At 69.9% G+C, this 17,061-nt stretch carries 14 protein-coding genes; 8 read left to right on the forward strand and 6 right to left on the reverse strand.

Going from position 1 to position 17,061, the window contains the following annotated elements:
- Positions 1 to 7: 7 nt before the first annotated feature.
- The 3 genes from ACIBB8_RS03370 to ACIBB8_RS03380 all read left to right on the forward strand — a co-directional run bounded on the left by ACIBB8_RS03370 (position 8) and on the right by ACIBB8_RS03380 (position 2,684).
- A complete protein-coding gene (locus ACIBB8_RS03370; protein ID WP_398948760.1) occupies positions 8 to 517 on the forward strand; it encodes a MarR family winged helix-turn-helix transcriptional regulator in 510 nt (169 codons plus the stop codon).
- A gap of 58 nt (positions 518 to 575) precedes the next feature.
- Entirely contained in the window at positions 576 to 908 is a 333-nt protein-coding gene (locus ACIBB8_RS03375) for a DUF3817 domain-containing protein (protein WP_398948761.1), read from the forward strand.
- A gap of 75 nt (positions 909 to 983) precedes the next feature.
- Complete coding sequence (locus tag ACIBB8_RS03380; RefSeq protein WP_398948762.1) at positions 984 to 2,684, forward strand: methylmalonyl-CoA mutase; 1,701 nt, start codon at positions 984 to 986, stop codon at positions 2,682 to 2,684.
- Positions 2,685 to 2,894: 210 nt separating this feature from the next.
- Here ACIBB8_RS03380 and ACIBB8_RS03385 read toward each other — a convergent pair whose 3' ends face one another.
- The gene (locus ACIBB8_RS03385; RefSeq protein ID WP_366689599.1) at positions 2,895 to 3,524 is read right to left on the reverse strand and encodes a TetR/AcrR family transcriptional regulator; all 630 of its coding nucleotides are present in this window, start codon (positions 3,522 to 3,524) and stop codon (positions 2,895 to 2,897) included.
- Positions 3,525 to 3,857: 333 nt separating this feature from the next.
- On the opposite strand from ACIBB8_RS03385, the gene ACIBB8_RS03390 reads away from it, so the two are divergent.
- The 4 genes from ACIBB8_RS03390 (at position 3,858) to ACIBB8_RS03405 (ending at position 8,024) form a co-directional block, all read left to right on the forward strand.
- The gene (locus ACIBB8_RS03390; RefSeq protein ID WP_398948949.1) at positions 3,858 to 4,823 is read left to right on the forward strand and encodes a tetratricopeptide repeat protein; all 966 of its coding nucleotides are present in this window, start codon (positions 3,858 to 3,860) and stop codon (positions 4,821 to 4,823) included.
- 598 nt (positions 4,824 to 5,421) lie between these two features.
- On the forward strand, positions 5,422 to 6,075 hold the full coding sequence (locus tag ACIBB8_RS03395) for a DUF6230 family protein (RefSeq protein WP_398948763.1): 654 nt from the start codon (positions 5,422 to 5,424) through the stop codon (positions 6,073 to 6,075).
- Positions 6,076 to 6,172: 97 nt separating this feature from the next.
- Positions 6,173 to 6,745: a DUF6114 domain-containing protein gene (locus ACIBB8_RS03400; RefSeq protein ID WP_398948764.1), complete on the forward strand. Its 573-nt coding sequence runs from the start codon at positions 6,173 to 6,175 to the stop codon at positions 6,743 to 6,745.
- Positions 6,735 to 8,024 carry a hypothetical protein gene (locus ACIBB8_RS03405; RefSeq protein ID WP_398948765.1) on the forward strand — a complete coding sequence of 430 codons (1,290 nt, stop codon included), beginning with the start codon at positions 6,735 to 6,737 and terminating at the stop codon, positions 8,022 to 8,024. The genes ACIBB8_RS03400 and ACIBB8_RS03405 overlap by 11 nt, the downstream gene beginning before the upstream one ends.
- A 194-nt stretch (positions 8,025 to 8,218) precedes the next feature.
- Here the strand turns inward: ACIBB8_RS03405 and pyk are convergent, their stop codons facing one another.
- From pyk to pta, 3 genes are all read right to left on the reverse strand, one after another.
- Positions 8,219 to 9,649, reverse strand: coding sequence for a pyruvate kinase (pyk, locus tag ACIBB8_RS03410; RefSeq protein WP_366133400.1), 1,431 nt, complete (start codon positions 9,647 to 9,649; stop codon positions 8,219 to 8,221).
- 74 nt (positions 9,650 to 9,723) lie between these two features.
- The gene (locus ACIBB8_RS03415) at positions 9,724 to 11,016 is read right to left on the reverse strand and encodes an acetate kinase (RefSeq protein ID WP_398948766.1); all 1,293 of its coding nucleotides are present in this window, start codon (positions 11,014 to 11,016) and stop codon (positions 9,724 to 9,726) included.
- 5 nt (positions 11,017 to 11,021) lie between these two features.
- The gene (gene pta, locus ACIBB8_RS03420) at positions 11,022 to 13,094 is read right to left on the reverse strand and encodes a phosphate acetyltransferase (RefSeq protein WP_398948767.1); all 2,073 of its coding nucleotides are present in this window, start codon (positions 13,092 to 13,094) and stop codon (positions 11,022 to 11,024) included.
- A 267-nt stretch (positions 13,095 to 13,361) separates the two neighbouring features.
- Here pta and ACIBB8_RS03425 point away from each other — a divergent pair, with 267 nt between their 5' ends.
- Positions 13,362 to 14,387 (forward strand): ATP-dependent 6-phosphofructokinase, encoded by a 1,026-nt coding sequence (locus ACIBB8_RS03425; RefSeq protein WP_398948768.1) that lies wholly within the window; start codon positions 13,362 to 13,364, stop codon positions 14,385 to 14,387.
- Between the two features lie 257 nt (positions 14,388 to 14,644).
- On the opposite strand, the gene ACIBB8_RS03430 is transcribed toward ACIBB8_RS03425, so the two are convergent.
- Positions 14,645 to 15,319, reverse strand: a complete 675-nt coding sequence (locus tag ACIBB8_RS03430) for a response regulator (protein ID WP_398948769.1) — start codon at positions 15,317 to 15,319, stop codon at positions 14,645 to 14,647.
- A complete protein-coding gene (locus ACIBB8_RS03435) occupies positions 15,316 to 17,010 on the reverse strand; it encodes an ATP-binding protein (protein ID WP_398948770.1) in 1,695 nt (564 codons plus the stop codon). Before ACIBB8_RS03435 ends, ACIBB8_RS03430 begins: the two co-directional genes overlap by 4 nt.
- Positions 17,011 to 17,061: the final 51 nt, after the last annotated feature.

The following is a 17,061-nucleotide window of genomic DNA, read 5'->3' on the forward strand; positions in this document are numbered from 1 at the left end:
CGATCCCGTGCCGAAGCCGCTCAGTCTTTCGTTCGACCCCATCGCCCGCGCCGACGAACTCTGGCAGCAGCGCTGGGGTCCTGTCCCCTCGATGGCGGCGATCACCTCGATCATGCGTGCGCAGCAGATCCTGCTCGCCGAGGTCGACGCTGTCGTCAAACCGTACGGACTGACCTTCGCGCGGTACGAGGCACTGGTGCTGCTCACCTTCTCCAAGGCCGGTGAGCTGCCGATGTCCAAGATCGGCGAGCGGCTGATGGTCCACCCCACCTCCGTCACGAACACCGTGGACCGGCTGGTCAGGTCCGGTCTGGTCGACAAGCGCCCCAACCCGAACGACGGCCGCGGCACCCTCGCCTCGATCACCGCCAAGGGCCGGGAGGTCGTCGAGGCGGCCACCCGCGACCTGATGGACATGGAGTTCGGGCTCGGGGTGTACGACACCGAGGAGTGCGCGGAGATCTTCGCACTGCTGCGCCCCCTGCGGATCGCGGCCAAGGACTTCGAGGAGAACTAGCGCCGCGCCCCCCGGCCCGCTGCAAGATCGCCCCCGGCGCCCGGTTACGCTCGACGTCATGAAACGCAGCGTGCTGACCCGGTACCGGGTGATGGCCTACGTCACCGCCGTCATGTTGCTGGTGCTCTGCACCTGCATGGTCTTCAAGTACGGCTTCGACACCGGTGCGGGGCTGACGCTCGTCGTCTCCCAGATCCACGGTGTGCTGTACATCATCTACCTGGTCTTCGCCTTCGACCTGGGCTCCAAGGCGAAGATGCCGCTCGGCAAGCTCCTCTGGGTGCTGGTCTCCGGCACGATCCCGACGGCCGCGTTCTTCGTCGAGCGCAAGGTCGTCCAGGAGGTCGAGCCGCTGATCGCGGACGGCGCCCCGGTGACAGCCAAGGCCTGACCCGAACCGCCCCGTGCGAAGCACCGGGCGGTTTGTCATCGACATTTACTAGGACGTCCTAGTAAATTGGAGTCCATGGACGCTGACGCGATCGAGGAAGGCCGCCGACGCTGGCAGGCCCGTTACGACAAGGCCCGCAAGCGTGACGCGGACTTCACCACGCTCTCCGGGGACCCGGTGGAGCCCGCGTACGGGCCCCGTCCCGGGGACACGTACGAGGGGTTCGAGCGGATCGGCTGGCCCGGCGAGTACCCCTTCACCCGGGGTCTCTACCCGACCGGCTACCGCGGCCGCACCTGGACCATCCGCCAGTTCGCCGGCTTCGGCAACGCCGAGCAGACCAATGAGCGGTACAAGATGATCCTCGCCGCGGGCGGCGGCGGGCTCAGTGTCGCCTTCGACATGCCGACGCTGATGGGCCGCGACTCCGACGACCCGCGCTCCCTCGGCGAGGTCGGGCACTGCGGTGTCGCCATCGACTCCGCCGCCGACATGGAGGTCCTCTTCAAGGACATCCCGCTCGGCGACGTCACGACATCGATGACGATCAGCGGACCCGCCGTCCCCGTCTTCTGCATGTACCTGGTCGCCGCCGAGCGCCAGGGCGTCGACCCGGGGGTGCTCAACGGCACGCTCCAGACCGACATCTTCAAGGAGTACATCGCGCAGAAGGAGTGGCTGTTCCAGCCCGAACCCCATCTGCGTCTCATCGGCGACCTGATGGAGCACTGTGCGCGCGACATCCCCGCGTACAAGCCGCTCTCGGTCTCCGGCTATCACATCCGCGAGGCCGGGGCGACGGCCGCGCAGGAGCTCGCCTACACCCTCGCCGACGGCTTCGGCTACGTGGAGCTCGGCCTGTCCCGGGGGCTCGACGTCGACACCTTCGCCCCCGGTCTCTCCTTCTTCTTCGACGCGCACCTCGACTTCTTCGAGGAGATCGCCAAGTTCCGCGCCGCCCGCCGGATCTGGGCCCGCTGGATGAAGGAGGTGTACGGGGCGCAGACCGACAAGGCGCAGTGGCTCCGCTTCCACACCCAGACCGCCGGGGTCTCCCTGACCGCCCAGCAGCCGTACAACAACGTCGTACGGACCGCGGTCGAGGCGCTCTCCGCCGTCCTCGGCGGCACCAACTCGCTGCACACCAACGCCCTCGACGAGACTCTCGCGCTCCCGTCCGAGCAGGCGGCGGAGATCGCCCTGCGCACCCAGCAGGTGCTGATGGAGGAGACCGGCGTCGCCAACGTCGCCGACCCGCTGGGCGGTTCGTGGTACGTCGAACAACTGACCGACCGGATCGAGGCCGACGCCGAGAAGATCTTCGACCGGATCAAGGAGCGCGGCACCAGGGCGCACCCGGACGGGCAGCACCCCATCGGGCCCATGACCTCCGGCATCCTGCGCGGCATCGAGGACGGCTGGTTCACCGGCGAGATCGCCGAGTCCGCGTTCCGGTACCAGCAGTCGCTGGAGAAGGGCGACAAGCGCGTCGTCGGCGTCAACGTCCACCACGGCTCGGTCACCGGCGATCTGGAGATCCTGCGGGTCAGCCACGAGGTCGAGCGCGAGCAGGTCCGGGTGCTCGGCAGCCGCAAGGAGGCCCGCGACGACGCACGGGTCAAGTCGGCGCTGGACGCGATGCTGGCCGCCGCCCGTGACGGCTCGAACATGATCGGGCCGATGCTGGACGCCGTCAGGGCCGAGGCGACGCTCGGTGAGATCTGCGGGGTCCTGCGGGACGAGTGGGGCACGTACACCGAGCCGCCCGGCTTCTGAGGGTCTTAGACCGACCGGCAAATGGGAGGCGGCGTCGCGGGGCTGGGCACGCACATCTGCGGCGTTGTCGTCAGTCAACAACGCTCCGCGTTGCCTCCCTCCTCCGCCTTGCAGCTGCACGCACCCAGCCCCGCTCCTTCTTCCACCTCCCATTTGCCGGTCGGTCTTACGGCCTGCCCCGCGACAGGGGAGGCCGTTGGGGGCCGCCCGCTACGTGGCGGCTGCCGCGCCCAGCCCCGCGAGCAGCAGAACGGTGAAGCGCCGGGCCCAGTCCTCGTCGACGGGCTCGGCGCTCACCAGCGTCCGGTGCACGACCGCACCGGCGATCACATCGAAGATCAGGTCGGCGGTCGAGGCCGCCGATGCCTCGTCCGGTTCGACGGGCAGCTCGCCGCGTTGCTGCGCCCGTTGCCGTCCCAGCAGTACGAGCCGCTTCTGCCGGTCCACGATCGAATCGCGGATCCGGGCCCGCAGCGCGTCGTCACGGGTCGACTCGGCGACCACGGCCATCAGCGCCGTCCTGGTCTCCGGGCGGTCCAGCAGCGCCGCGAACTGCAGCACCACGTTCTGCACATCGGCCGACAGGCTGCCCAGGTCCGGTAGTTCCAGCTCGTCGAAGAGGGCCGCGACGGCGTCCACGACCAGTTCGTTCTTGCCTGCCCAGCGCCGGTACAGCGTCGTCTTGGCGACCCCGGCCCGCGTCGCCACATCGCCCATCGTCAGCTTCGACCAGCCGAGGTCGACCAGGGACGCGCGGCAGGCCTCCAGGATCGCCTCATCGGCCGCGGCGCTGCGCGGTCGTCCCGTTCGCCCAGGTTTGGGGTGGCCGTGGCTCAGCATGCGGTGACCATACCCGCCAGTAAGGAGAACCGGCCGGTCGCGTTCGCCGTGAGACAGATCACTGGACACTCCTGCGCGCGAGGGGTGCGGGACAGTTACGCTACGGGTCGTAGCGTAAGGACGACGGTCAGGCCGTCGTCACGCCACGAGCGAACGGCAGCCACATGTGCCGGGTGGGGACCCGGCGCCGAGAACAGGCCCTTCGAGGGTCATGGGACCGCGGAGGTCCGCGCGTCCCGCACACCGGCGGGTACCACGGACGGATGCGGTTCCCGGATCGCTTTCCGGAACAGTGTGCCGAGGGGGGAGGATGTACGTATGCAGCCTAGGAACATGTCCATGAGCGGCGTCGTCGACCTCGCCGCGGTGAAGGCGGCCGGCGAGGCCAAGGTGAAGGCGGAGCAGGCCCGTGCCGAGGCCGCCCGGCAGGGCGGCGGCGGCGCCGTCCCCCCGTCCTCCCTGGTGATCGATGTCGATGAGGCGGGCTTCGAGAGCGATGTCCTCCAGCGCTCCGTCGAGGTCCCCGTCGTCATCGACTTCTGGGCCGAGTGGTGCGAGCCGTGCAAGCAGCTGGGCCCCCTTCTGGAGCGCCTGGCCCACGAGTACAACGGCCGCTTCGTGCTGGCCAAGGTTGATGTCGACGCCAACCAGATGCTGATGCAGCAATTCGGCATCCAGGGCATCCCGGCGGTCTTCGCCGTCGTTGCCGGGCAGGCCCTCCCGCTCTTCCAGGGCGCGGCCCCCGAGACCCAGATCCGGCAGACGCTGGACCAGCTGATCCAGGTCGGCGAGGAGCGGTTCGGGCTCACCGGGATCGCGGTCGACCAGGAGGCCGCCGGCCCGGAGGGTGCCGGACAGGCTCCGGCCGAGGTGCCCGCGGGACCGTACGACGCACTACTCGAAGCGGCCGTACGGGCGCTGGACGCCGATGACTTCGGCGGCGCCGTCCAGGCGTACAAGAACGTGCTCGCCGACGACCCGGCCAACACCGAGGCCAAGCTCGGCCTCGCCCAGGCCGAACTGCTCAGCCGGGTGCGGGACATGGACCCGCAGCAGGTCCGCAACGACGCCGCCGAGAAGCCGACCGATGTGGCGGCGCAGATCGCCGCCGCCGATCTGGATCTGGTCGGCGGTCATGTCGAGGATGCCTTCGGGCGCCTCGTCGAGACCGTGCGCCGGAATTTCGGTGAGGACCGGGACGTGGCGCGGCTGCGACTGCTGGAGCTTTTCGAGGTCATCGGCCCCGACGATCCACGTGTCGTCGCGGCCCGCACGGCGCTGGCGCGCGTCTTGTTCTGATGTGACAACGCGGCCGTGGCGTCCCTGGGGCGTCACGGCCTTTTTCGTGATCTGGCGACCACAGTCGCCCTCGCTTTACCAAATCTTGATAAAAGCACGGACTGTTACTGCCAGTAAATCGTGCGTGGGATTCTGTCCGCTTAAGAACCCCAATTCTCCCTTTCCTCCTTGCGAGAGATGCCACCCTGTGTGGCCGGGCAGCGCCGCCCTGTCGCGCCTTGGTTATCGGGCCGTTACTAGCGAGTAACGAACCCCCTTGTGCCGCGGGCGCTAATGCACCACGATCGGCCACGCTCGGTCCGACGACGCCAGCCCGACCGCCAGTCGGCGCGGCGACCGATTCGGGTCCCCATCGAGTGGGTCGGCGGCAGTGGCGCCGACCGCGGACAGGGGGGTTCCTGCCGTCTGGCAGGGCCTGTCCGAACAGGTTGCGCGAACGCGTGGCCAGTGGTTGTCGCTCGGGGGTGATCGCCGGTGATTCGGACGTGGTTCACGCCTCCGGTTCCGGCGCTCTCCTTTCCGAGGACGTAGCACTTCTCCCATCCCAGGACGGGCCCAGGCCCGGACCGGAGATGTACGTCCGAGAAGGAGGAAAATAATGAGTTCCCAGATTCGTGGCGGCACCAGATGGAAGCGATTCGCTCTGGTCATGGTGCCGAGCGTCGCCGCGACCGCCGCGGTGGGCATCGGTCTCGCCCAGGGCGCCCTCGCGGCGTCGTTCAGCGTGTCCGGCCAGAGCTTCAAGGTGCGCGCGGACAGTCTCGTCGGCCACAACTTCGTGCAGTACGGCAGCGTGGCCACCGGCATGGACCCCCAGGGTGAGAACGGGGCGCACGCCGTGGCCGTGTCCGGCTTCAGCGACGCCACGATCACCAACATGTGCCAGTCGGTGGTCACTCCGAACCTTCCGCTCGGTCTCGGCACTGTCACGCTGGTGCTGAAAGCTGGTACGAATCCGGACAAGCCGGTCCAAGCGACCAATCTGTACCTGGATGTTGCCGAGCTCGACGCGGACGCCGAGTTCGAGCACATCGACATCGGTGTCGCGGCGGGTTCCCTCAAGAACCCGAACAACCCTGATTCGATAGGCATCCAGCCTCGCACCCAGGCGAACCCGAACGGCTTCGCACAGCGCGCCGAAACGGCCAAGCTGACCGACGTGCGTCAGACGGCGTGGGCGACCACCGCCGGCACCTTCAAGCTCAGCAACCTGAGCTTGCGGCTGAAGTCCGGCGACAAGTCCTGCTACTAGGGCACTTGTCCAGGGTGGCCGGGGTGCCCGCCACGGACCTCCGGCCGCCCGCCCCTTCTCTTCTCACAGCAGTACCGGTTCCAGGGAGCTGTTTTCCATGAGCCCCGAGTCCACAGGGCAGAACGAGCACTACCTCCGCGTCTTCCGGCGGGGATTCCGCACCTGGCGGGGTAACCGGCCGTTCTGGGCGGGCCTGTTCACTATGGTGGGTGGTCTACCCATCGCGTACTTCCCGTACGCCAACATGCATCTTGGTAACGTCACGCTGGCGATGTCCACGACCGCCGGTGCCGGATCGCTGATCATTGGGATCCTGCTGATCACGCTGGGCCTCACCATGTGGTTCCACCACATCGTAAGAGTGTTCGCCGGAGTCGCCGCGATCCTGCTGGCGCTGATCTCCATACCGGTCGCCAACATCGGTGGATTCCTGATCGGTTTCCTGTTCTCCCTGCTCGGTGGAGCGCTCTCCATCTCCTGGGCCCCGGGCGAGCCGAAGCCGGCCGCCGCACATGACGGTGCTCAGGGCGAGGCGTTCAAGGACGCCGGGTCCGGTACGCAGGAGCCCGAACCCGAGTTCCAGAGCGCGGCATCGGTGCCCCAGCAGCAGCAGCCGCAGCAGTACGACACGACAGCTGAGGTCGAGGGCGGGAGGCATCGTGGGCAGTGACGAGACGCAGCTGAACTCGGCCGGTGAGGATCTCCCGACGAGAAGCGGACCGCGTCACGCGGCCCCCAGGAAGTCTCTGCTGACGAAGCTTCACATACCCGCGGGCAAGGCCTTCGCGCTCGCCGCGATGCCGACGGCCGTCTTCGTCGGGATGGGGCTCACCCCCAAGCTTGCGCTCGCCGACGACGCGACGGACATCCCCTTCGCGCCGGGCCCCTGTGTGACGCGTTCGGACGAGCCGAGCCAGTCGCCGGAGCCCTCGGCGTCCGCGTCGGAGACGAAGACGCCGTCCCCGTCCGCCAGTGCGTCCACCGGTGCCGGCGGCAGCGGTGCGGACCAGAGCCCCGAGGCGACACTGAAGCCGCTGGCGACCCCGTCGGCGAACGGAGCGGCGGACCAGCAGAGCGTGGCGTCCGCCGCGACGCCGAGCGCCTCGCCGTCGCCCACCGCGACGAACAACCCGCTCGATCCGCTGGGCGTCGGCGACGCACTGGGGGACCTCCTCGGCGGACCGGACAAGGCGACGGCGAGCCCGTCCCCGAGCGCCACCACCGTGTCCCCGAAGCCGTCGGCCTCCGCGACGAGCGAGCCCACCGAGAAGCCCGTGGTCACCGAGAAGCCCGTGGTCACGGTGACGGACGCGGCGAAGGACACGGCCGGCAAGACCGCCGACGCCATCCGCGACGCGGCCGACAAGGCGGGCGCATCGGTCAAGGAGCTCGACGAGAGCGCCCAGGGACTCGACCCCAAGAAGGACGACGACATCCCGGACGGCGCCAAGCAGCCGTTCCCGTGCCCCACCGCCGACCCCGAGGCGCTGGCCGCGGCGGACCTGGAGCAGGGCATCCCCAGGCTTCCGAACCAGCCGTGGATCCTGGAGAGTTCGCTGCTCACCCTGAACGGGCTCGACTACAAGGGCATCGTCGAGGTGGAGAAGGGCGACGGCACCACGAAGAAGGTGCTGAAGTTCACCGCGTCGTCCATCGACATCAAGGACCTGCACCAGCTGACCGAGGGTCCGGGCGGCACCACCGGCCACGTCCAGGCACGGAAGGGCTCGACGTCCACCATCCGCAACGGCACGGTGACGATGTACACGGAGGAGCTGAAGGGCAACCTCTTCGGCCTCATCCCGATCACGTTCAGCCCCGAGACTCCGCCGCCGCTGAACGTGCCGTTCGCGTTCTTCACCAAGGTCAAGGTGACCCAGGCCGGCCAGTTCGGCGGCACGCTCACGGTGCCCGGACTGCACAACTACTTCACCGGCGACAACAGCTAGCCGACACCGACCCGTTCGGGAGCCGCACAGAAAGGCTGTGGGCCGCACCCTTCCGGGGGTGCGGCCTGAGCTGGGTTTCCCGTACACGGAGACCGACTCGTCGGCAGGGCTCGCCGTACCTGAGCCGCTTGCGGCTGTCATGACGAGGTGGCCCCGGCAGACGATGCCGGGGCCACCTCATGTGTACCTGCGTATCAGTCGCGCGTCCCGCCACCGACATGGTGCACCCGCACCATGTTCGTCGTGCCCGGGACGCCGGGGGGCGAACCGGCCGTGATGACCATCGTGTCGCCCGCGTTGTAGCGGCTCAGCTTCAGCAGCTCCGCGTCGACCAGGTCCACCATGGCGTCGGTGTTGTCCACGTGCGGCACGACGTGGGCCTCGACGCCCCAGCTCAGCGCGAGCTGGTTCCGGGTGGACTCGTCGGTGGTGAAGGCCAGGATGGGCTGCGCGGCGCGGTAGCGGGAGAGCCGGCGGGCCGTGTCACCGGACTTGGTGAAGGCGACCAGCGCCTTGCCGTTCAGGAAGTCCGCGATCTCGCAGGCCGCGCGGGCCACCGAACCACCCTGGGTACGGGGCTTCTTGCCCGGGACCAGCGGCTGCAGGCCCTTGGACAGCAGTTCCTCCTCGGCGGCGACGACGATCTTCGACATCGTCTTGACCGTCTCGATCGGGTACGCGCCCACGCTGGACTCGGCCGACAGCATGACCGCGTCCGCACCGTCCAGGATCGCGTTGGCGACGTCGGACGCCTCGGCGCGGGTCGGCCGCGAGTTGGTGATCATCGACTCCATCATCTGGGTCGCCACGATCACCGGCTTGGCGTTTCGCCGGCAGAGCTCCACGAGGCGCTTCTGCACCATCGGGACCTTCTCCAGGGGGTACTCGACGGCCAGGTCGCCACGGGCGACCATCACACCGTCGAACGCCATGACGACGCCCTCCATGTGCTCGACGGCCTGCGGCTTCTCGACCTTGGCGATGACGGGGACCCGGCGGCCCTCCTCATCCATGATCTTGTGGACGTCCTTGACGTCGTCGGCGTCGCGCACGAAGGAGAGGGCGACCAGGTCGCAGCCCATCCGCAGGGCGAAGCGCAGGTCCTCGACGTCCTTCTCGGACAGGGCCGGGACGTTGACCGCCGCACCCGGCAGGTTGATCCCCTTGTGGTCGGAGATCACCCCGCCCTCGATGACGATGGTCTTGACCCGGGAACCCTCGACCTCGACGACCTTCAGTTCGACGTTGCCGTCGTTGATCAGGATCGGGTCGCCCTTGTCGACGTCGCCCGGCAGTCCCTTGTAGGTCGTACCGCAGATCGACTTGTCACCGGGGACGTCCTCGGTGGTGATCGTGAACTCGTCCCCGCGGACCAGTTCGACGGGGCCCTCGGCGAACTTCGCCAGGCGGATCTTCGGGCCCTGGAGGTCGGCCAGTACACCGACCGCCCGGCCGGTCTCGGCGGCGGCCCGGCGGACGCGGTCGTAACGGCCCTGGTGTTCCTCGTGGGAGCCGTGGCTGAAGTTGAATCGGGCCACGCTCATGCCGGCCTCGATCAGAGCGACGAGCTGCTCGTGCGAGTCGACGGCGGGACCGAGGGTGCAGACGATTTTGGAACGGCGCATGAGGCGGATCCTATCGGTTTGTTTCGCTGCGGAATATTCCGGCTGGTGGAAGATACAAAGGGGCGCGGGGGTGCTCAGTTGTCGATCTGTCCGAGCAGTTCGGCCTGCCCGGGCGCGGTCCGTCCGAGCCGTTCGACCAGCGCAAAGGTCTGGCCGGCGATCTCCAGCTCCTCGTCCGTCGGCACCACGGCGACCGCGACCCGCGCGTGGTCCGGCGAGATCAGCCTCGGTTCACCGGACCGCACGGCGTTGAGACCGGCGTCCACCGCGAGGCCGAACCCTTCGAGACCGGCGATCGCAGCCTCGCGTACGGGCGCCGAGTTCTCCCCGACCCCCGCCGTGAACACCACGGCATCCACCCGCCCGAGGACCGCCGAATAGGCGCCGATGTACTTCTTCAGCCGGTGCACATAGATGTCGAACGCCAGCGCCGCCCGCTCGTCGCCCTCGTCGATCCGGCGCCGGATCTCCCGCATGTCGTTGTCCCCGCAGAGCCCGACCAGACCGCTCCTCTTGTTGAGCAGGACATCGATCTCGTCGACCGACATCCCCGCGACCCGCTTCAGATGGAAGGTGACCGCCGGGTCGATGTCCCCGGAGCGGGTCCCCATCACCAGCCCCTCCAGCGGGGTCAGTCCCATCGACGTCTCCACGCACCGGCCGCCCGCCACCGCCGACGCCGAGGCGCCGTTGCCCAGGTGCAGCACGATGACATTGACCTCCTCGGGGGTGCGTCCCAGCAGCTCGGCGGCCTTGCGGGAGACGTACGCGTGCGAGGTGCCGTGGAAGCCGTAGCGGCGGATGCGGTGGGCGTCCGCGGTCTCCACGTCGATCGCGTAGCGCGCGGCGTACTCCGGCATCGTCGTGTGGAACGCGGTGTCGAAGACGGCGACCTGGGGCAGGTCGGGGCGGAGAGCCTGGGCGGTGCGGATCCCGATGATGTTCGCCGGGTTGTGCAGCGGCGCCACCGGGACGAGCCGCTCGATCTCCGCCAGCACCTCGTCGGTGATCACGGTCGGCTCGGTGAAACGCAGGCCGCCGTGCACCACCCGGTGGCCGATCGCCGCCAGGTCGGGGGAGTCCAGCCCCAGCCCGTCCGCGGCCAGCTCCTCGGCCGCCGCCTTCAGCGCCGCCTCGTGGTCGGCGATCCTGCCCGTGCGCTCGCGTGTCCCGGCGCCTGCGCCGGTCAGCGAGGTGTGCAGCAGGCGGGAGGTGTCCTCGCCGATCCGCTCGACCAGGCCGATCGCGAGCCGGGAGCGGTCTTCCATGTCGAGGAGCTGGTACTTCACCGATGAGGAGCCGGAGTTGAGGACGAGGACGCGACGGGCCTGCACGGCGGCGAAGCCTTTCTTCGTGGGGGTGGTCATGCGGATCACTCCTCGCCCTGCGCCTGGATCGCCGTGATCGCCACGGTATTGACGATGTCCTGGACGAGCGCACCGCGGGAGAGGTCGTTGACGGGCTTGCGCAGCCCCTGGAGCACCGGGCCGACGGCGACCGCGCCGGCCGAGCGCTGCACGGCCTTGTACGTGTTGTTGCCGGTGTTCAGGTCCGGGAAGATCAGCACGGTGGCCTGCCCCGCCACCTCCGACCCGGGCAGCTTGGTCGCGGCGACGCTCGGCTCGACCGCCGCGTCGTACTGGATCGGACCCTCGATCCTGAGATCCGGCCGGTTCGCGCGCACCCGGTCCGTCGCCTGCCGCACCTTGTCGACATCGGCGCCCGTGCCCGAGGTGCCGGTCGAGTACGAGAGCATCGCGATCCGCGGCTCGACACCGAAGCGGGCGGCGGTGGCGGCGGACTGGACGGCGATGTCGGCGAGCTGCTCGGCGTCCGGGTCCGGGTTGACCGCACAGTCCCCGTACACCAGCACCTTGTCGGAGAGGCACATGAAGAAGACCGAGGAGACGATCGACGCGTCCGCCCGCGTCTTGATGATCTCGAAGGCCGGGCGGATCGTCGCCGCGGTGGAGTGCACGGCCCCGGAGACCATGCCGTCGGCCAGGCCCTCCTGGACCATCAGCGTGCCGAAGTAGTTCACGTCCGAGACGACGTCGTACGCCAGCTCCACCGTGACCCCGCGGTGCGCGCGCAGCTGTGCGTACCGCTCCGCGAACGCCTGGCGCAGCTCCGAGGTCTGCGGGTCGATCAGCTGCGTATCGGCGAGGTCGATGCCGAGGTCGGCGGCCTTCTTGCGGATGGTGTCGAGGTCGCCGAGCAGGGTGAGCTCGCAGACGTCGCGGCGCAGCAGCACATCGGCGGCGCGCAGCACCCGCTCCTCTGTGCCCTCCGGCAGCACCACGCGGCGCCGGTCCGAGCGGGCCTGCTCCAGCAGCTCGTGCTCGAACATCATCGGCGTGACGCGGCTGCTGCGGGCCACCGAGATCCGCTCCAGCAGGGCTGCGGTGTCGACGTGGCGCTCGAAGAGGCCGAGTGCGGTCTCCGCCTTGCGGGGCGTCGCCGCGTTCAACTTTCCCTCCAGCGCGAAGAGTTCGCCTGCGGTGGGGAAGGATCCGCCGGCCACCGACACGACCGGGGTGCCCGGTGCGAGGCGTGCGGCCAGCTTGAGTATCTCCTCGCCGGGGCGCTCGTTGAGGGTCAGCAGCACGCCGGCGATCGGCGGGGTCCCGGCGCTGTGTGCCGCCAGTGAGCCGACCACCAGGTCCGCCCGGTCGCCGGGCGTGACCACGAGGCAGCCCGGCGTCAGCGCGTTCAGCAGATTCGGCAGCATCGCTCCGCCGAAGACGAAGTCCAGCGCGTCCCTGGCCAGCCCCGCGTCGTCGCCGAGCAGAACCGTTCCGCCGAGCGCCGTGGTGATCTGGGCGACCGTCGGCGCGGAGAGCGCCGCGTCGTCCGGCAGCACCGAACAGGGGACGGGCAGCCGCGCCGCCAGCCGCTCGGCGATGACCTCGCGGTCCTCGGCCGCCACCCGGTTCACCACCATCGCGAGCACGTCGCAGCCCAGCCCGGCGTAGGCCCGGTAGGCATTGCGCGTCTCGGCCCGTACGGACTCCGCGTCCTGCCCCTTCCCGCCGACCACCGCGATCACGGAGGCGCCGAACTCATTGGCCAGCCGGGCGTTGAGCGCCAGCTCGTCGGGGAGCTGGGTGTCCGCGAAATCCGTGCCGAGGACCAGCACCACCTCGTACGAGCGGGCCACCTGATGGAAGCGGTCGACGAGCCGCGAGACCAGTTCGTCGGTACCCTTCTCCGCCTGCAGCGCGGACGCCTCCGGGTAGTCCAGGCCGTAGACCGTCGACGGGTCCTGGGAGAGCCGGTAGCGGGCCCGCAGCAGCTCGAACAGCCGGTCGGGGCCGTCATGGACCAGCGGCCGGAACACCCCGACCCGGTCCACCTGACGCGTCAGGAGCTCCATGACTCCCAGATCGACGACTTGGCGGCCGTCTCCCCGGTCGATTCCTGTCACGTACACGCTGCGCGTCACGCGTGCTCTCCCGTCGTTCTGTCCGGTTGGAGCGATATCGCCCTGTTGACGATACCTGCGGGGGCGGATACGCCGCCCGCCGGGTGAAAGGCCCTGATCAGGTGCGGGAAGACCTGGCGCCCGGCTCTCCGTCCGGTGCGGTGCCGGTGGAAGAGTCGGTAGCGCAAGGTCCAGACCTGACGTGGGACAATCGTTGTGGCTCACGGTACGGGGATTCTGCAGTCGCCCCCGGAATGCACGGCACTAGCGAGCAGGAGATACGGCACGATGCGCATCGGAGTTCTCACCGCAGGTGGCGATTGCCCGGGCCTGAACGCAGTGATCCGGTCGGTCGTGCACCGCGCCGTGGTGGGTCATGGCGATGAAGTCATCGGCTTCGAGGACGGGTTCAAGGGACTCCTCGACGGTCACTTCCGCCCCCTCGACCTCAACGCGGTCAGCGGCATCCTCGCCCGCGGCGGCACCATCCTCGGCTCGGCCCGGCTGGAGCGCGACCGGCTCCGCGAAGCGGCCGAGAACTGTGAGGAGCTGAGCCGCCGTTACGGCATCGACGTGCTGATCCCGATCGGCGGCGAGGGCACCCTCACCGCGGCCCGGATGCTGTCGGACGCCGGAATGCCCGTCGTCGGCGTCCCGAAGACCATCGACAACGACATCTCTGCCACCGACCGCACGTTCGGCTTCGACACGGCGGTGGGCGTCGCCACCGAAGCCATAGACCGTCTCAAGACCACGGCCGAATCGCACCAGCGGGTCATGGTCGTCGAGGTGATGGGCCGGCACGCGGGCTGGATCGCGCTGGAGTCCGGCATGGCGGGCGGTGCGCACGGCATCTGTCTGCCCGAGCGGCCGTTCGAGGTCGCGGACCTGGTCAAGATGGTCGAGGAACGCTTCGCACGCGGAAAGAAGTTCGCGGTCGTCTGCGTGGCCGAGGGCGCGCACCCGGCCGAGGGGTCGATGCCGTACGCCAAGGGCGAGATCGACCAGTACGGCCACGAGCGCTTCCAGGGCATCGGCAACCGGCTCGCGATCGAGCTGGAGACCAGGCTCGGCAAGGAAGCCAGGCCGGTCATCCTCGGCCACGTCCAGCGCGGCGGCACGCCGACCGCGTACGACCGGGTGCTCGCCACCCGCTTCGGCTGGCACGCGGTCGAGGCGGCGCACCGGGGCGACTTCGGCCGGATGACGGCGCTGCGCGGCAACAGCATCACGATGGTCCCGCTCGCGGACGCGATCACGCAGCTGAAGAGGGTACCGAAGGACCGGATGGACGAGGCCGAGTCGGTGTTCTGACCGGTTCCGGGCGCCGGACGGGCCCGTCACGCCCGGCACGTCCGGCGTTCGAGAGTGCGGAGGCTGCCCCCAGGGGGCAGCCTCCTTTCGGATCGGGCCGGATCAGGGTGCGTGCCGGACCCTGCGAGCCCGGCAGGACCCGAAAGGCAGGCCCTCGCGGACACCGTCGCCGCCTGGGAGCGCGGCGTGCTGCCCAGCGAGTGCCGTGACCGGCAATGTCTGCCCCGTGACGGGCGCGGGTACGGACTCAGGAACCGTCAGCGAGTCTCGGCCACCCACCGGTAGTGCAGCTCCGGCCGTCCGATCTGCCCGTACTGGGGGCTGCGAACGGCGCGCCCCGTCGACACCAGATGCTCCAGATAGCGGCGGGCGGTGATCCGCGAGATGCCCAGCTCCACCCCTGCGGCCGCTGCCGTCACTCCGTCCGGGGAGGCCCGCAGCGCACGCGTCACCGCCTCCAGTGTCGGGCCGGTCAGTCCCTTGGGAAGCCGGACCGGCTGCGGCGCCCGCAGCGCGCCGAGCGCCCGGTCCACCTCGTCCTGCCCGCTCGCCTCGCCGGCCGCCGCGCGGAACTCCGCGTAGCGGACGAGGCGGTCGCGCAGGGTGGCGAACGTGAACGGCTTCAGCACGTACTGGACGACACCGAGCGACACCCCCTCCCGGACCACCGCCAGATCACGCGCCGACGTCACGGCGATGACATCCGCCGCGTGCCCGGCGGCGCGCAGCGAACGCAGCAGCTGCAGCCCGTGCCCGTCGGGCAGATACAGGTCAAGGAGCAGCAGGTCGATGGGGGTACGGTCCAGCGCCCTTACCGCCTCCGCACGCGAATGAGCGACCGCGGCCACGGTGAAGCCGGGGACCCGGCCCACGTACAGCTGATGGGCGTCGGCGGCCACGGGATCGTCCTCGACGACAAGCACCTGGATCACGGGGTGGGCTCCTTGGAGGCGTGCGTGCGCGTGGACGGCGTGGGCGCGGGCGACAGCGGCAGTCGTACGGTGAACTCCGCGCCGCCGTCCGGGCCCCCGCTCAGGGTGACCGTGCCCCCGCCCCGGTGCACGGCCTGCTGCACGAGCGCCAGACCGAGCCCGCGACCGGCGCCGTGTGTCGACCAGCCGCGGCGGAACACCTGGGCGGCGTCACCGGGATCGACCCCGGAGCCGGTGTCGGCGACCCGCAGCAGCAGCTCGCCGTCATCGGCGAGCGCGGTCACGGTGACCCGGGCACGGACCGGGCGGCCCGCCGCGGGATCCCGCTGACCGGGAACGCCCCCGGAGGGGGACGGGTCCGTCGCCGCCTCGGACGCCGCATCCACCGCGTTGTCGATCAGATTGCCGAGGATCGTCACCAGATCGCGCGGCGACAACGTCTCGGGAAGGGCCCCGTCGTCGATCAGGCTGTCGTCCGCGAGCACCAGCTCCACCCCCCGCTCGTTCGCCTGCGCCGCCTTGCCCAGCAGCAGGGCCGCCAGCACCGGCTCGGCGACGGCGTCGACGACTCGGTCGGTGAGGGCCTGGGCCAGCTCCAGCTCCGCCGTGGCGAAGCCGACCGCTTCCTCCGCCCGGCCCAGCTCGATCAGCGAGACGACCGTGTGCAACCGGTTCGCCGCCTCGTGCGCCTGTGAGCGCAGCGCCTGGGTGAAGCCCCGCTCCGAGTCCAACTCGCCTGACAGCGCCTGAAGTTCCGTGTGGTCGCGCAGGGTCACGACCGTGCCGCGCTGCTCGCCGCCCACCACCGGACGGGTGTTGACCACGATCACCCGGTCCGCCGTCAGATGCAGCTCGTCGACCCGCTCCTCGGAGGCGAGCAGCGCCCCGGTCAGCGGCGGCGGGAGCTCCAGATCGGCGACCCGGCGCCCGACGGCACCCGGCGGCAGGCCGAGCAGCTCCCGGCCCGCGTCGTTGATCAGCGCGATCCTGCGCTGCCCGTCGAGCATCAGCAGTCCCTCGCGCACCGCATGCAGCGTGGCCTGGTGGTAGTCGTGCATCCGGCTCAGCTCGGCGGCGTTCATGCCGTGCGTGTGGCGCCGCAGCCGGGCGTTGATCACATACGTTCCGGCGCCGCCGAGCGCGAGCGCCCCGCCCGCCGCCAGCCCCAGCGCACCGAGCTGAGCCCGCACCTGCGAGGAGACCCGCTCGACCGTGATGCCCGCGCTGACCAGACCGGTGATCCTGCCGCCGTCCCGGATCGGGGTGACGACCCGGATCGACGGACCGAGCGTGCCGGTGTACGTCTCCGTGAACGTCTCGCCGCGCAGCGCCTGCGCGGTGTGCCCGAGGAACTTCTCGCCGATCCGGTCGGTGTCGGGGTGCGTCCAGCGGACCCGGCCCGGGCTCATGATCGTGACGAAGGCGATCCCGGTGTCCCTGCGGACCTTCTCCGCGTACGGCTGCAGCACGGCGGACGGGTTCGGGGTGCGGGTCGCCTCCCGTACCGACGGAGAATCGGCCACCGCCAGCGCCACCGCCCGGACCTGCCGGGCCGCGGTCCTTTCCGCCTGTGCGCTGCCGGAGACGTACGTGAAGAAGGCCCATCCGGCCACCACGGCCGCCACCAGCACCACCTGCATGGCGAAGAGCTGACCGGCCAGGCTGCGCGGACGGGTACGGGGGAGACGCATGGCCACAGTGTGCCTGGCCGAAAACATATGAACGAAATGTACGCAAGGGTG

It is taken from the genome of Streptomyces sp. NPDC051286 (assembly GCF_044455345.1).
In the GTDB taxonomy this organism is placed as follows: domain Bacteria; phylum Actinomycetota; class Actinomycetes; order Streptomycetales; family Streptomycetaceae; genus Streptomyces.

Coding starts and splice junctions, on each gene's coding strand:
- ACIBB8_RS03415 (WP_398948766.1), bottom strand. CDS start 11,016: ATGACCACCCCCACGAAGAAAGGCTTCGCCGCCGTGCAGGCCCGTCGC.
- ACIBB8_RS03435 (WP_398948770.1), bottom strand. CDS start 17,010: ATGCGTCTCCCCCGTACCCGTCCGCGCAGCCTGGCCGGTCAGCTCTTC.
- ACIBB8_RS03390 (WP_398948949.1), top strand. CDS start 3,858: ATGTCCATGAGCGGCGTCGTCGACCTCGCCGCGGTGAAGGCGGCCGGC.
- ACIBB8_RS03425 (WP_398948768.1), top strand. CDS start 13,362: ATGCGCATCGGAGTTCTCACCGCAGGTGGCGATTGCCCGGGCCTGAAC.
- pyk (WP_366133400.1), bottom strand. CDS start 9,649: ATGCGCCGTTCCAAAATCGTCTGCACCCTCGGTCCCGCCGTCGACTCG.
- ACIBB8_RS03395 (WP_398948763.1), top strand. CDS start 5,422: ATGAGTTCCCAGATTCGTGGCGGCACCAGATGGAAGCGATTCGCTCTG.
- ACIBB8_RS03375 (WP_398948761.1), top strand. CDS start 576: ATGAAACGCAGCGTGCTGACCCGGTACCGGGTGATGGCCTACGTCACC.
- ACIBB8_RS03400 (WP_398948764.1), top strand. CDS start 6,173: ATGAGCCCCGAGTCCACAGGGCAGAACGAGCACTACCTCCGCGTCTTC.
- ACIBB8_RS03385 (WP_366689599.1), bottom strand. CDS start 3,524: ATGCTGAGCCACGGCCACCCCAAACCTGGGCGAACGGGACGACCGCGC.
- ACIBB8_RS03380 (WP_398948762.1), top strand. CDS start 984: ATGGACGCTGACGCGATCGAGGAAGGCCGCCGACGCTGGCAGGCCCGT.